The 14656-nt window shown below is 40.9% G+C and carries 14 protein-coding genes; 12 read left to right on the top strand and 2 right to left on the bottom strand.

The window, feature by feature from the left end:
* The first annotated feature begins 47 nt into the window (after window positions 1-47).
* From AS034_RS01855 to AS034_RS01800, 12 genes are all read left to right on the top strand, one after another.
* Window positions 48-932 (top strand): carbohydrate ABC transporter permease, encoded by an 885-nt coding sequence (locus AS034_RS01855; RefSeq protein WP_058297285.1) that lies wholly within the window; start codon window positions 48-50, stop codon window positions 930-932.
* A gap of 2 nt (window positions 933-934) precedes the next feature.
* Complete coding sequence (locus AS034_RS01850) at window positions 935-1822, top strand: carbohydrate ABC transporter permease (protein WP_074439940.1); 888 nt, start codon at window positions 935-937, stop codon at window positions 1820-1822.
* 6 nt (window positions 1823-1828) lie between these two features.
* Window positions 1829-2644, top strand: a complete 816-nt coding sequence (locus tag AS034_RS01845; RefSeq protein WP_058297284.1) for a PfkB family carbohydrate kinase — start codon at window positions 1829-1831, stop codon at window positions 2642-2644.
* A gap of 65 nt (window positions 2645-2709) precedes the next feature.
* Entirely contained in the window at window positions 2710-3441 is a 732-nt protein-coding gene (locus tag AS034_RS01840) for a GntR family transcriptional regulator (protein WP_058297283.1), read from the top strand.
* Between the two features lie 18 nt (window positions 3442-3459).
* Window positions 3460-4134 (top strand): HAD family hydrolase, encoded by a 675-nt coding sequence (locus tag AS034_RS01835; protein ID WP_058297282.1) that lies wholly within the window; start codon window positions 3460-3462, stop codon window positions 4132-4134.
* Between the two features lie 305 nt (window positions 4135-4439).
* The gene (locus tag AS034_RS01830) at window positions 4440-5120 is read left to right on the top strand and encodes a copper homeostasis protein CutC (RefSeq protein WP_058297281.1); all 681 of its coding nucleotides are present in this window, start codon (window positions 4440-4442) and stop codon (window positions 5118-5120) included.
* A 105-nt stretch (window positions 5121-5225) separates the two neighbouring features.
* Entirely contained in the window at window positions 5226-5720 is a 495-nt protein-coding gene (locus AS034_RS01825) for a YehS family protein (protein WP_176716073.1), read from the top strand.
* Between the two features lie 3 nt (window positions 5721-5723).
* Complete coding sequence (locus AS034_RS01820; protein ID WP_058297280.1) at window positions 5724-6431, top strand: M48 family metallopeptidase; 708 nt, start codon at window positions 5724-5726, stop codon at window positions 6429-6431.
* 788 nt (window positions 6432-7219) lie between these two features.
* The gene (locus tag AS034_RS01815; RefSeq protein ID WP_058297279.1) at window positions 7220-8458 is read left to right on the top strand and encodes a hypothetical protein; all 1239 of its coding nucleotides are present in this window, start codon (window positions 7220-7222) and stop codon (window positions 8456-8458) included.
* Between the two features lie 73 nt (window positions 8459-8531).
* Window positions 8532-9611 carry a hypothetical protein gene (locus tag AS034_RS01810; RefSeq protein ID WP_058297278.1) on the top strand — a complete coding sequence of 360 codons (1080 nt, stop codon included), beginning with the start codon at window positions 8532-8534 and terminating at the stop codon, window positions 9609-9611.
* A 410-nt stretch (window positions 9612-10021) separates the two neighbouring features.
* Window positions 10022-11503, top strand: a complete 1482-nt coding sequence (locus AS034_RS01805; protein WP_058297277.1) for a phytoene desaturase family protein — start codon at window positions 10022-10024, stop codon at window positions 11501-11503.
* 190 nt (window positions 11504-11693) lie between these two features.
* Complete coding sequence (locus tag AS034_RS01800) at window positions 11694-12947, top strand: ATP-binding protein (protein WP_058297276.1); 1254 nt, start codon at window positions 11694-11696, stop codon at window positions 12945-12947.
* Between the two features lie 126 nt (window positions 12948-13073).
* Here AS034_RS01800 and AS034_RS01795 read toward each other — a convergent pair whose 3' ends face one another.
* Both AS034_RS01795 and AS034_RS01790 read right to left on the bottom strand, forming a co-directional pair.
* Window positions 13074-13958, bottom strand: a complete 885-nt coding sequence (locus tag AS034_RS01795) for a hydroxymethylglutaryl-CoA lyase (RefSeq protein ID WP_058297275.1) — start codon at window positions 13956-13958, stop codon at window positions 13074-13076.
* An 18-nt stretch (window positions 13959-13976) separates the two neighbouring features.
* Window positions 13977-14624 carry a GntR family transcriptional regulator gene (locus AS034_RS01790; RefSeq protein WP_058297274.1) on the bottom strand — a complete coding sequence of 216 codons (648 nt, stop codon included), beginning with the start codon at window positions 14622-14624 and terminating at the stop codon, window positions 13977-13979.
* Window positions 14625-14656: the final 32 nt, after the last annotated feature.

Below are 14656 nucleotides of genomic sequence, written 5' to 3'. Positions count from 1 at the left end.
ATTCGGGTGTCGGGGCTTTCTCATTATCGTGAAAGTGGGTGACACACATGAATGCTAAAAAACTGTCTATTACGCCAATTTTATTCCTTCTGCCAACCGTCCTATTTTTAGGTGTTTTCATTTACATACCACTCATTCAAAACTTTTATAACAGTTTCTTTGATTTCAATGTGTTTTCAGATTCAAAAGAGTTTGTGGGTTTAAGTAATATAAAAGAATTGTTCCGCGATGAAGTGATTGGTACCGCATTCTTGAACAATTTGAAATATGGAGCGATATCGGTGATCTTTCAGATATTCTTTGCCTTGATACTTGCAAGTATTTTGGAAGATAAATTGTTTCGCAGAGTCGCTCCAGCACTGAGGGTCATTTATTTTATTCCTGTCATGATCTCCATTTCGGTCATCGCTCTGTTGTTTGGTTTTGTATATAATCCTCAGATCGGTTTGTTAAACAGCTTTCTAGAGTTAATCGGACTCGGTGATCTTGCTAAACCCTGGCTTGGCAACTCGACGACCGCGATTTACAGTGTCATTGCCATGTCACAATGGCAGAGTATCGGCTTAATCACGATGCTGTTCATTGTCGCTATTCAAAAAATCCCTGCTGAATTGTATGAAGCCTCCCACATAGATGGTGCCGGGAAAATCCGTCAGTTCTTTCATATTACACTTCCTCAAGTAAAGGAAACCATGTTTGTCAATCTGCTGATTACAGTCACTGGTTCCATCCTGGTCTTTAATGAACCCTATATTTTAACCAATGGCGGACCTGGTAACAGTTCGATGACACTAGCCGTCCATATGTATCAAAATGGATTCTTTAAGGACAATATGGGGTATGCTTCTTCAATCGCTACCCTGATGTTTTTGTTGTCGGCGATCTTTGCATTAGTCCAGATCAAAGTGTCTAAAACAGGGAAGGAGGATTAAAGATGAAACTAGAAAATCTTGCAACTGAAAAAACAGTTTTACCTGCTGCCCAAAGAAGCTATATGCCGCTCAAAACACGTATTTCCAGAAACATCGTTTTTCTTGGATTATTAATTTTCGCTTTGATGATCCTATATCCGCTTTTTTGGATGTTTATCTCTTCTTTTAAAAGTTATCAGGAAATTTATACAAACGTGTGGGCACTTCCGAGTGAATGGCACGTTGAAAATTACGCATTGGCCTGGGAAAAAGGAATTCAAAACTACTTCCTGAATAGTGCTTATGTTACTGGTTTCTCAATCCTCCTTACGGTGATGTCAGGTACGATGGCTGCCTTTGTCCTGGCCCGGTACCGGAATCGCTGGATTGATGCGGCTCTTCTATTCATCATTGGCGGTTTGATGATGAATCCAGAGGTTGCTCTCATTCCTTTGTTTGAGATTCTAACATTCTTTAACTTAATTGATACGAGATGGGCATTAATTTTAACGTATGTGGCTTACCGGCTTCCTCTTACGATTATCCTCATCCGCGCTTTTTTCATTACTGTTCCAAAAGAACTATCAGAATCTGCTTTGATTGATGGATGCAGCGAGTTTGGGATCTATTGGAGGATTTACTTGCCTTTGTCCATCCCGATCGTCATTACTTCCGTCATTATAAACGCCTTCTATGCATGGAATGAGTTTTTATTTGCGACGGTTTTTATCAATTCCAGTGAATTGAAAACGATCCCATCCGGTTTGATGGTATTCAGGGATGCTTTAAGAACCGATTGGGGTGTCTTATTATCTGGAATGGTGATTGCATCAGTACCGATGGTTATACTGTTGATTGTGCTGCAAAAATACTTAGTGCGAGGCTTATCAGAAGGCTCGGTGAAAGGATAGAAACCTATGAAACTGATTACAATTGGTGACAATGTTGTAGACTGCTATTTGGATCGTAACGAATATTTTCCGGGCGGGAATTGTGTGAATGTCGCTGTAAATGCAAAACGCAATGGCGCAAGCACGGTTGCTTATATTGGTATTTTTGCTACAGATGGACCTGCTGATCATATAAAGGCAGCACTGCAGGAAGAAGGGGTAGACTTCCGATTCTCACGGGAGGCTATAGGCATTACCGGCCAGCCAAAAGTGGCGCTTACAGAAGAGAACGACAGGGTATTTGTCGGCGGACCTAAAGACACTGTCCAACATCGCTTTAAAATCCAGCTTATACCGGAAGAAGTGGACTACCTTAAACAATTCGACCTATGCCATGTAAGCTGCTATTCTTCCATGGAAAGTGAACTGGTTAAGATTTCGAAAGAGATTAAAATATCGTATGATTTTTCAAATCGAAAAGATCTGGACTATATCTCCTCTATTGCCCCGTATGTATCTTATGCTTTCTTCTCGGCTGCAGAACTATCAGAAACAGAACTGGATGAATTTGTTGAAAGCCTTGCACCGTTTGGCTTTGAAATAATCGGGTTGACACGGGGAGGGGAGCCTGCGGTATTTGTTCATAATCAAACCATCTACAAACAAACATTACGCAGAATAGAAGTGGTCGATACAATGGGGGCAGGAGACAGCTTGATTGCCGGCTTTCTAACCGAATATGTGAAGAGTAACGACATCGAAAAGGCAATTGAAAAAGGGACAGTCTCAGCTGAAAACACATGTCAAGTATATGGAGGATTTGGCTACCCTGCAAAAATGTAATTCATTTTATTTCAACCGTGGTTCATGTATAATTATTGTAAAATTGAGATATTGAGGCGTTGACAATGGAAAAAGACAATCTGCAGCATTATTTATATGAAGAAATCATGACTGGCCTTAAACAATATATTGATAACAATGGATTAAAAGAAGGAGATAAAATTCCTACTGAAAAAGAGCTGGGGGATTTGTTTAATGCCAGCAGGATATCCATCAGACGTGCCATCAAGGAATTAGTGAATGAAGGTACGCTGAAAATTGTCAGAGGTAAAGGAACATTTGTAAGCGCTCAGCGAAAAGAAATTCATCTGTTGGATTTGCAAGGTTTTTCAGAAGGACTGACAACCGATAATGATACTATCACGAAAGATATCATTTCCATCCAGAAAGTGAATAGAAACGAGGATTTAGACAGGGTTTTTGAGAAGCGATACGACGAATATATTGAACTGGTAAGAAAAGTGTATCGCAATGACCAGGAGCTAAGCCTGGACTTTGCCTATTTGCCGACAGACCTTTATCCTGGCATCGAAGAAAAAATTACGCCCGAAAGTTCAACCTTCGCCATCATCCATGATGATTATGGAGTAAAGTTTAAAAGAGTAAATAAGAACTTAGAGTTTATTCATCCTGATGAAGAAGTGCAAAGACATTTAAAGGTAAATAGCTTAAATTTACTCGTATCGGTGGATAAAGTGATCTTCGGGGAAAAGGATACTCCCGTCCATTATTCCAAATACTATTTAATTGCGGAACGGGTGAAATTGAGTTTGGAACATATTATAGACCAAGACTAATAAAAGAGGGTGAAGGGAATGTATAAAGCAGTTATTTTTGATTTTGATGGACTGATCTTAGATACGGAAACCCTTCATGTGGAAATATTTCAAGAAATGTTCAATGACCATGGTCTTGAATTTCCTTATGCCGATTGGATTGAACATATCGGTACAAAAAGCACATTCACTGTCTTTGATCTATTAGAAAGGGAACTTGCCTCGGTGAAGGTAGACCGTGATCTCTTAAAAGCCCAAAACCAGCAGAAATTTTCAGAACGGGTACGCGTGCTCGAGGCACGGCCGGGGGTCCTTGAATACTTGAAGGGTGCTAAATCCGAAGGGCTAAGGATTGGACTGGCATCAAGCTCGAACAGAAAGTGGGTCACGGAACATTTAACGAACCTTGATCTGATCGATTATTTTGAAACAATCAGAACGGCAGATGACGTAGAATTCGTTAAGCCGGATCCTGCTTTATATAAGCTTGCAGCAGAAGACTTGAATGTATCGCCTTCAGAGTGCATTGCCTTCGAAGATTCTGCAAATGGAGCATCGGCTGCTGTTGAGGCCGGCTTAACATGTATCATTGTCCCTAATCAAACGACCCGGGAACTTGAATTTCCAACTGTGAAACATAGGCTGAACTCCATGAGTGACGTATCATTCTATCAACTGCTGGAAGAAATGAATATCCATTTTGGTAAGGATTAGTTATTTGTTGGCAAGCTGATGGATCTGCTCTTTTTTGATTGCGGTAGAGAGGGAGATTTTCATGCTTTGAAGCACAAGGCAGAGTGGGAACAGTGCCCACTCTGCTTTTTATCTTTTCTTGGAGAAATTGCTCACCCTGAAAGGTAGGACAGAGGGGGCGATTCTCCTTCTACTTTTTCGGTAGGATGAGAACCGTCACCAATCAACATAATCAATGCGGCATGAATAGGGTATCCTTTTATGAAAACCCCTGACTGTCAAACATATAAAGAAGTGAAGTAGGCAGCATAAGAAAGGTTGATACGATGTACATAGAATTTATTGCGACAACGTTAGAAGATGCTTTAATAATTGAACAATCCGGGGCAGACCGGATTGAGCTGGTATCCGCTTTAACAGAGGGCGGTTTAACTCCAAGTCACTCCTTAATCGAAGCAGCAGTTAACCGTGTAAGCATTCCGGTCAATGTGATGGTAAGACCGCACAGTCAAACATTTTGTTACTCTTATGACGATATTCTGATCATGAAGAATGATATACACATAATCCGTTCATTAGGTGCGAATGCTGTAGTACTAGGAGTGCTGAATGAGAATCATGAAGTCAACCAACACATGCTTGAAGAGTTATTAACCGAATGCAGTGGACTGGAAGTTACATTTCATCGGGCAATTGATTCTACAAACAATCCCGTTCAGGCGGCAAAAACATTAGCTCAATACAAAGAAATCACAACAATCTTAACTTCTGGCGGAAATGGTGAATTTTCCAGTCGCTTGCAAACTATACAGGAAATGAAAACAGTCTCTGAGCATATTTCAATTTTGGTTGGAAGTGGATTAAATGCAAGCAATATTTGTACTGTTCATTCAGCCGTAAATACAGGCTATTATCATTTTGGTACAGCTGTGCGAAAAAATCATAGTCCGATCGAAGGGATTCACCTGGAAAAAGCGAAGGAAATTGTTCAACTGTTAAAAGGTTGATAAGCATAGAAGCAGCATGTCCCTCAAATTAATACTATTTTAACAAAGCCTCTAAAGTGGTAAGCTAGTGATTCAGTGTCAAGATAATGAACAGGAGGTCAACCCATGAATATAGATAACAACGATATATTGATTCGTTTACGATATGCTTTGGATATAAAAAATACAGAGATGGTGGAGATTTTTAAGCTTGGCGGCATGGATTTGTCTAAAGAGGAAGTGATGAAGGTCCTGACCAAATCAGTGGACGAGGATGATCATCAGGAAAATCATATACCATGTGATGATGAAATGTTCGAGTCGTTTTTAAATGGATTCATTACATTTAAAAGAGGCAAACAGGAGCCTAAGCCGGGACAGCCGGAACGGCCGGCAATAACGTATGAACACGTAAATAATCTTCTCCTCAAGAAAGTGAAAATTGCGCTCTCTTTGACAAGTGAAGATATGATCGACATCCTCGAAGATGCGGGTGTGAAGGTCACCAAAGGCGAAATGAGCGCCATTTTACGGAGAGAAGGCCATAAGAATTACCAAATTTGTGGTGACCGATATGCCAGGAATTTCTTAAAAGGATTAACGATCAGATACAGGGGATAAATCATGAATCATACTTTTTTAGGTGAGACGATATATCTTGATATTAAGTACAAAAATCGAAAATCCATTGGTATTTATCTTGATCATTATGGAAATGTCGAGGTACATGCCCCGAAAGGCACGCCGGACGAGTCTATCATTCAATTAGTAGAGGATAAATGGGATGTGATTCTGAGGAATTCGAAAGAAAGGAAGGACCGTCTGAATGGGCCCCAGGAAAAGGTCTATGATCAGGGTGAGCAGTTTCTGTATGTAGGCAAGGTCTTTCCTATAGAAGTCCATCACGATCCATCCAGCCCGCAGGATCATGTCCTGTTTGATGAAACGACCATCCATGTCTATGTCAAACAGCTGGAGGATGAACGAATCAAACAAGCTTTGAAACGCTTTTATTATCAACAGTGCAAAGCGTTAGTAGAGAAAAGTATTTCTTCACACCAGCATCATTTTAAAACAAAGCCGCATTCGATCCGAATTACAGACAGCACCAAAACATGGGGAACCTGTGACGCCAAAAGACAGCTGACCTTTAACTGGAAGCTGGCCATGGCTCCCCGGGAAGTGGTCGATTATGTAGTCGTCCATGAAATGTGCCATATGGTGCATCTTAATCATGACCGTTCCTTCTGGCGTCTTGTTGGAAAAATTGTGCCGGATTATAAAGAGAAAGAAAACTGGCTGGCAGCATCCAGTTGGAAGATGACGGTGTAGCAGGTTGGGATAGTAGTGTAATCTGGTTTGCCGAAAGATTTGCTGAGGGGGCGGGTGAGGGTAAAGAAGCCAGCAGGAATGTATTTATCATTCAGCCCGCTTTTCTAGTGGGAAGATCCGTTTATCCATGCGGGTAAGTCAGTAAAAACACCAGAAAGGATGTCCCAAACAGACAGCGACTTCTAGAGTGAGGGACGGTTCCGGCTTTACTTTTCTCGTTATACAAAAAAGTAGGATGAGAACCGTCCCCAGTTAACATGCACAGGTACCTTTTATTTTAAGTAGTGAGAGATATAAAGTTAGTCAAATTATTAAGAAAAACAACTAATGAAAAGAAGATGGTATGTAGTGAAGTTAGCTTCCTAATTACCATCTTCTTTATTCTGTTCAGCAAATTACTTGATTTTCAAATTATAATCTTCAGCAGTCGCATATTTACATTAAGCATCAAGATTAACTCTGACCATTTGGTATCAGTTATCTTACTTTGTTTAAATAGTTTTATATACCATTATTTTTAATTGATGCTCTAAGTATAAGCCATCAAATTATTCGATATATAATGATTCTAAGTTTTGTTTGATTACTTCCATTACTTCCAATTCCATAAATTTTATTCCTCCCCTCGTGAAACCTTAAATTCACGAATAATTCAATAGGTTTCGAATTATTAATCGAAAAAATTATCCTTGAAACCAATAAATGGTATTATAAAAATAGAATGTTTTTTTGTCTATTTATTGAACCTGAAATTTATTATTTCAAAGAAAAATGTGGGAGGTTATAAATTGAAAATACAATTTAGAGAATGGATTTACAATCAAAATATATCAGTTAGAACTACTCGATTAATTGACGAAGCTTTTATATGCTATAAGGGTGAAGCATATAAAGCTGCACTCTTGTTTTCCTTTATAGCATTTCAAAATATCATTAAGGAAAGAATGTTACAATCTAATAGGCCACCCGGTATACCAGAAGGGCTTTGGATTAATATTCAACAAGAATTAAGAGATGATGATAAGTGGGATAGATCTATAATTTCAAATATTGATAGAAACCAGCCGACTAGTATCTTCAATCTATCAGAAGAAATGAAGAGACAGTATACCTACTGGAAGGATAGAAGGAATGATTGTGCGCATGCAAAAAGCAATATAATTGATGCAAGTCATGTTGAAACCTTCTGGCTTTTTATTCGATCAAGCCTTTCAAAATTTAATGTTAATGGAGGTAAAGAGTCTTTGATCGAAAAAATCAAATTATTTTATGATAAAAACTATACACCTAGAGATGAGGACCCAAAACCAATAATAGAAGATATTCCATCTTCTATTGAATCTAATACAGATTTAAAAGAAATATTGAGTGTAATATATGAATTTGATAAGACTGAGATAGATTTCAATTTAAATATATGGAAACAATTATTTACTCTTGAAGAAGAAAATAGGGAAGTGTTGTTAGGATTTTTAAAGGAAAGGGATAACTTACTCTTAGAAATATTAATATATGACCCCAGTAAAATAAGTTTCTTTTGCGATGACCCTGGCTTTATTCGAACTATATGGACAAATAAAATTTACAATTCTTTTACGCACTATAAAATTGTTTTGGGATTGCTAAGGAATGATTTAATACCTGAAAATCAACTAAGGGAATTTGTGTCTACTGTAACTAATAAAATAAATACAGATTTATTTAGGCAAGCTGAAGAAGCCGACATCACCGTGTTAGAAAATTCGGGATTTTTTGGTTTGTTTTATAAATTAGCATTTGTTGATATAAAAATAAATAACTTCGATTGGGCAAGAGAAAATAAATATTTAATTGTGCAATATATAAAGAGATATGGACTTGATGAAGTAATAGTAAAAGCTTGTAACAATACATTTATGACTTCGTCACATCCTTGGAAATTGCAAGAGGCATTAAATGATATGTTTAAGGAAAATCCACAGTTGGTTGATGAGTATAAGAAAATTAATGAAGAAATTGATGGACTTTTACCTGAATATTTATTTTGATAACAACAAAAGAAGTATATTTATCTTTTACTATAAATTTTAAAACATATGATACATAGAATAGAGGTAAAAAATGGATAAGTGTGTTGAGTACTTAGAAGAGAATATGAAATTGCCTTTAACCTATGAGGGTGATTTTTTTAACTATATTTCAAACTATTTAGAGGGTTATAGAATTGCGGTAGAACAACTAGAGCATAATTTGGGAAGTGATACTACAGCAAAAATTAAAACTGTAAGTTATGCCGTTAGTAATGCAGTACTTGAATATTTTAAAGGAAATCCCGCATCAGCCTATCATGACTTTAGTGATGTACTAAATGATATTGAGAAGGAACTTACTGGATTGAACATAGCTGAAAGCTCCTTAACTTATTTTCGTATAAGAGAGAATAATGGCGGAAGTAGTCATAATTTTACCAGAGGGGAAATGTTCCATATTCCTTTTGAGTTAAGGTCATTAGTTAGTACACAGAGATTTAGTATACCGGGTTTACCTTCGATATATTTAGGGAGTACATTATACGTCTGTTGGGAAGAAATGAATAGACCGAATTTCAAGAATCTTAATTGTTCTATGTATAAAAGTAGAAAAACACTTACTTTAATAGATTTAGGAATACCACCGTTATTTATTGCTAAATATTGCGATCAAAAACTTAAGAAGGGTGAAAATGCTCTCGTCGAAAATATACTAAAGACATATTTTTTATTATGGCCACTTATTGCAGCTAGCTCAGTAAAAGTAAATAAGAAAAATCACCCATTTAAGCCAGAATATATTATTCCTCAACTATTACTTCAGTATGTAACAAATGAAAAAGAGTTTGATGGTATTAGGTACCTATCAGTGAATACATCATATTCACCAAATAACTATTTGTTACATCACAACTATGTTTTTCCTGCCAAAACTGTTGAAGAAGAAGGGCATTGTAAAGAATTATTGGATTATTTTGAACTAACTCCAGGTATTCCATGGCAGTTTTTTGAGATTCATAATTCCCAAGGTTTACCTTCTGGTGAAGAATATACTCATGAAAAACAATTAGAAATTGAGGGTGTGCCCTCAATACAATATGGTAAAACAGACTTTGGTAAATTTGAGAGGTTTTTAAGCTCAGTAGTATCTGTAGGAAAAGTAAATAGTTAATTATATACTTGTACTTTTGTCTGAGACTTATTAAAACATAGTTTAAATGCTAATGCAGCATGGGGGACGGTTCTTTTGCTTCCAAAATACAAGAACCGTCCCCGTCCCCGTTCTTCCATGTTGGGACTACGCTGGGGATGTGGTTTTCTGGTTTGATGTAAGTTGTGAGTAGGACGGTTCACACTCTGCTTTTCATCTCTTCTTGGGAAAATTGCTCACTATGAAAAGTAGGGTAGAGTAGGGTCTGTTCCCGCTCTACTTTTCTCGTTATACAAAATAAAAGGTCCCAAGGTTAACGTAAGTCAGCAATCACAGCACCTCCATTTTTATCATCCCAGGTCTATTAAGGTATACTAATGGCAACTAACAACGAACATTGCTTGCGGGAAGCAAGGAGCGGAGGTGATCCCTTGTCTAAGTCGGTTTGTATTATTGGTGCGGGTGTGGGCGGATTGACGGCGGCTGCTTATTTGGCGAAAGCAGGGTATAAGGTGACGGTCCTTGAGAAGGCGACGACTGTTGGAGGTTCAGCAGGGTGGTATGTCCGGAGGGGCCGGAAGTTTCCGACAGGCGCGACGATTGCGTTTGGCTTGGAGGAAAAGGGCTTGTTGAGAACCGTGTTGAACGAGCTGGATATCGACCTGCCTGCGGAGGAACTGCTTCACCCCATGGATGTCATTTTGCCGGAAGGGAAGGTTTCGGTCGTGAAAAGTCCGGCGTTATGGACACAGGAACTGAAGGAAGCATTTCAGCCGAGAAGCGCGGATGTGGTCAGGTTCTGGGAGGCTCTTCAACGAATAAGTGATGATGTCCTGGCTGTGACAGAAAGCAGGGTTTCGCTGCCCGTCAGAAAACGTTATGACTTGGGAAGCCTGCCTCTTCACGCTGTACGGCATCCGATTTCAATGGCCCGCTTGGCGCGGTATGCGCTGTATACAGTGGAAGATCTCATGAGAAAATATGATCTTGAATCGTATGAGCCGTTGCGGCAATTACTGAACGCTCAGCTTCTTGATGCGGTGCAGACGGATGTCACGGAGGCAGCGTTGCTTCCATCAAGTCTGGCTCTGACGATTTACCGCAGAGGCAGTTTTTTTATAGAAAACGGTATGGGCCAGCTGGGAAAAGCAATGGCTCATCACATTAAAGATCTCGGCGGCGAGATCATGAAAGTCTCTCCGGTTGAAAGCCTTGTCTATGAAGAAAGCCGGAAACAATGGCGTGTGACCAGTCGTAAATGTACGTCTTCCTTCGACTTTGTGATCAACAATTCAGGCATCTCCTTCGGGGAGGGAACGAGCTATGAGAGTGGGGAAGAGTTTTCCTGGGGAGCCTTTCGGGTCGATGCCATTTTGTCTAGTGAAGGGTTGAGCGGGAAGTTAAAGGAAAAGACACTCCCTTTCGCTTATCAAATCGTTCCGAGCCTGGATTCTCACACTCTCAGAGCAAACACCCATGGACCTGTTTATGTCACCTTCAATCATGCTGTTGACCGAAAAGGTGAATTGGTGGAAGGGGAGGTGATGATGACGGTCTCGCTGCATACTGAATTGGAGAGCTGGTCGGGGTATACAGAGGATGAGTATAAACAAATCAAGGAGAGGGTGACAGAAGAGATCCTCGCCGAGATCGGGAAGGTCATCCCGGTAAAAGAGAACCTCCTGTATGCAGAAGCGGGCACTCCCCTGACCTATGAGCGCTATATCGGAAAAAGGGCCGTCGGGGGCTATCCGTTCACCGTTCGAAATGCCATCACCAGGCCGAAAAGTGTCCGGTCTTCACTGCCGCAGTTGTACATTGCCGGCGAACAGGTCTTTCCGGGGCCGGGGACGTTGTCATCGGTTCTTAGTGGGTATTATGCGGCTAGGAGTGTTATGGGGGATGATAAGTGAAGGTGTCGTGTATCTATATAAAGAGAATTTGAGGTAGAGATGGGACGGTTCCCACTCTACTTTTTCTTTTAAAAGAAAGACATAGGGACAGGCAATTCGGTTTTTTCAAAATAATAGGCCCCAAGTACCCAAAGTTTCTGAATTTTGCTAAAATAGAAGATACCTAGAACAGAAGGCGAATGGTGCCCGGATGAGTATACTGAAAGATTTCCTGCTGCAGTTTACATTAATGGTTATCCCTATCTTCAGTTACTTTACGTTTATTCTGGAGAAGGTGAAAGAGGACCGGGCAATTAAGATGTTCATGACCCTTTTGTGGGGAGTGTCCATCCTATTGTGCATGTCCTTTCCCGTGGAATACGGCGGAGGCGCACGACTCGATATTCGGTTTATCCCTCTGTTATTCGGGACGTTATACCTCGGAGTTTGGCCCGGCGTGTTTTTGTCATTCCTCATCATTCTTTACCGCCTGACTTTCGGAATCAGCATGGGGGTTGTGACGACGGTCGATGTGCTCATCCTTACGCTCCCTGTTATTTTTTACGTGCAGCGATTATTTTTACGAGTGAACAGGGATCGAAGAATCATGATTGCAACTGGATTATCGTTCCTGTACTGTCTCTGCGGCATGATGGTATTTGGGGGCATGAATGGATTCTCCATCCCTGTATTGAAAGTGCAGGTCATTCATCTGATTTTTACTATTGCCGTCACGGGGTTCTGTACCGTGTTGATCGAGAAAATCCATGAGATCCACGAGCTCAGGCTGGAGGTCCAGGACACGGAAAGATTCAGGGTGATCAGTGAACTCACCGGTGTGTTTGCCCATGAAATCCGAAATCCTATGCAGGTGAGCAGGGGATTTCTGCAGCTCCTCGATGATCCCGACCTCCCTTATCGCCAGAAAGAATACATCAAATTGTCGATTGAAGAATTAGACCGCGCGAATGAAATCATCCACGACTTTCTCGCTTTAGGCAAACCCTCCAACAGTACATATGGCACCATCAATGTCAGTGAACAATTAAAACGGACAGCTGCGCTTATTCAAACCTTCAACGTAAATCACCAGGTTGAATTACAAATAGACATCCAGGATGACTGCTGGATGAAAGCAGATCCCCAGAAACTGAACCAATCCCTGCTCAATTTCTTGAAAAATGCAGTGGAGTCCATGCCGAATGGCGGAACCGTATCGCTATCTTGTCACCAAACCATCGATGGACACATCAGGATCACCGTTAAGGACCAGGGAGTCGGCATGAACCCGAAACAGGTCCAGCGAATTGGATCCCCCTATTATTCTTTAAAAGAAAATGGAACGGGACTCGGGATGATGGTCAGTTACCAAATCATCCGATCCTTTAACGGGAAGATTCGTGTGGAAAGTGAGGAAGGGGTGGGGACGGAGTTTGTGATTGAGTTTCCGAGTGTCCAGGCATGAGAAAACGGCGTTGACTTTTTGTTGGTCAACGCCGTTTTCTTTTTTGTTCTAAGAGTGGGGAGGCGGTTTCAAATTGGTATAAACCGTTTCTGGTTAATTAAAACCAGTAGTACCTGTCCCTTTGGTTTAAGCAATCCCTGCCTTCATCAACATCCCATCCAACGGCCGCCCCATAATACCTTCCAGCCACTTAGACGTTTCCAAAAGCTTTTCAAGGTTGGTATTCGTTTCAATGCCCATGCCATGAAACATATTGACCATATCTTCCGTACACACGTTGCCGACAGCTTTAGGGGCGAATGGACAGCCTCCCATGCCGGCGATGGAAGAGTCAAATCGGCGGACGCCGGCTTGATAGCCTGCTAGAGTATTAGCAAGGCCGAGGCCGCGTGTGTTATGAAAGTGGAGACCCAATGACAGATCTTCGCCGAATTGGTCTTTGAAGGCGTGAACGACAGTCTGAACTTGGATTGGATTTGCCATACCTGTAGTATCAGCTAGAGTAAGTTCTGTACAGCCGGCTTTCATAAATTCATCCGCTGTGAATAATACTTTTTCGAGGGAAACTTCGCCTTCGAAAGGGCAGCCGAATGCAGTGCCGAGGACACCGACGGCCTTTTTATTCGCCTGGACGCCTTCTTTGATGACTTCGCTTAATTCTGAGACGGCCTGATCGACCGTTCGTTTTGCATTTCTCAGATTGAATGTGTCGCTCGTTGTCGTGACGACGTGTAAATAATCGATATCCGTTTGAAGAGCGCGAGTGAGACCCGAGCGGCTGAGGACTAGCCCTCCATATTTGACACCCTTGTCTTTCGGGAGCTGGAGGAGAACTTCTTCTGCATCAGCCATCTGGGGAACGACTTTTGGATTAACAAATGAAACGGCTTCAATGTAGGTGATTCCTGCTTCAATCAATTGATTAATCAGTTCTACTTTATCTTTTGTTGTAACCATCTTGCACTCATTTTGCAGACCATCCCTTGGACCAACCTCACAGATCTCAATCATTTCTTTTCCTCCTCTTAATCAACTATTTTTTATCTCTTGCAAATGCTTCAACACATGATCGCGGCCTTGATAGATATGCTCGTGCATCGCAATTTTCGCCCGCTCCGGCTCTTTATTGCGAATTGCTTGAAGGATTGTTTTGTGAACCTCAAGTGATTGTTTAAGTTGATAATCGTTATACCAGTAAAATGATCTATATACAATGGGAACCACCACGACCTTTGAGAGATGAAAGTGGATATGAGCATTGTTCGATGCTTGAATGATGACTTCGTGGAATCGTTGATTGACGGCTACGATTTCTTTGATGCTGTCCATATCCGACTCCACATGTTCATTGATGACTCTTTCATAGACGATGTTTGCTTCTTCCATTTTCCGGATGTCGTCATCCGTCCTGTAGATGGCAGCCTGACTCGCAGCATATCCTTCCAGGATCGTCCGAAGATCATAAATCTGACGGATGTCTTCTGTTGTGAAGTTCCGGACTCCGACCCCGCGTTTTAACGGAACGACCAGCCCGTCTGATTCCAAATGTTTGATTGCCTCCCGGATGGGGGTTCTGCTCAAGTTTAATTCCTTTGCGAGAAATTCCTCACCCAATCTCATGCCCGGTTCGAACTTCCCGTCGATAATGGCCCCTTTTATGTATTCGTATGCATCCATGTCAACACCTCACGTCCATTGTATACAAACTA

The sequence above is a fragment of the [Bacillus] enclensis genome (genome assembly GCF_001456935.1).
GTDB lineage: Bacteria > Bacillota > Bacilli > Bacillales > Bacillaceae_B > Rossellomorea > Rossellomorea enclensis.
The sequence above is the reverse complement of the archived record's forward strand: the minus strand, read 5'-3'. Positions and strand labels throughout refer to the sequence as shown.

Bases quoted from the DNA above. Each gene is read 5' to 3' on its own strand.
- AS034_RS01855 (WP_058297285.1), top strand. From the start codon at position 48: ATGAATGCTAAAAAACTGTCTATTACGCCAATTTTATTCCTTCTGCCA.
- AS034_RS01850 (WP_074439940.1), top strand. From the start codon at position 935: ATGAAACTAGAAAATCTTGCAACTGAAAAAACAGTTTTACCTGCTGCC.
- AS034_RS01845 (WP_058297284.1), top strand. From the start codon at position 1,829: ATGAAACTGATTACAATTGGTGACAATGTTGTAGACTGCTATTTGGAT.
- AS034_RS01840 (WP_058297283.1), top strand. From the start codon at position 2,710: ATGGAAAAAGACAATCTGCAGCATTATTTATATGAAGAAATCATGACT.
- AS034_RS01835 (WP_058297282.1), top strand. From the start codon at position 3,460: ATGTATAAAGCAGTTATTTTTGATTTTGATGGACTGATCTTAGATACG.
- AS034_RS01830 (WP_058297281.1), top strand. From the start codon at position 4,440: ATGTACATAGAATTTATTGCGACAACGTTAGAAGATGCTTTAATAATT.
- AS034_RS01825 (WP_176716073.1), top strand. From the start codon at position 5,226: ATGAATATAGATAACAACGATATATTGATTCGTTTACGATATGCTTTG.
- AS034_RS01820 (WP_058297280.1), top strand. From the start codon at position 5,724: ATGAATCATACTTTTTTAGGTGAGACGATATATCTTGATATTAAGTAC.
- AS034_RS01810 (WP_058297278.1), top strand. From the start codon at position 8,532: ATGGATAAGTGTGTTGAGTACTTAGAAGAGAATATGAAATTGCCTTTA.
- AS034_RS01800 (WP_058297276.1), top strand. From the start codon at position 11,694: ATGAGTATACTGAAAGATTTCCTGCTGCAGTTTACATTAATGGTTATC.
- AS034_RS01795 (WP_058297275.1), bottom strand. From the start codon at position 13,958: ATGATTGAGATCTGTGAGGTTGGTCCAAGGGATGGTCTGCAAAATGAG.
- AS034_RS01790 (WP_058297274.1), bottom strand. From the start codon at position 14,624: ATGGATGCATACGAATACATAAAAGGGGCCATTATCGACGGGAAGTTC.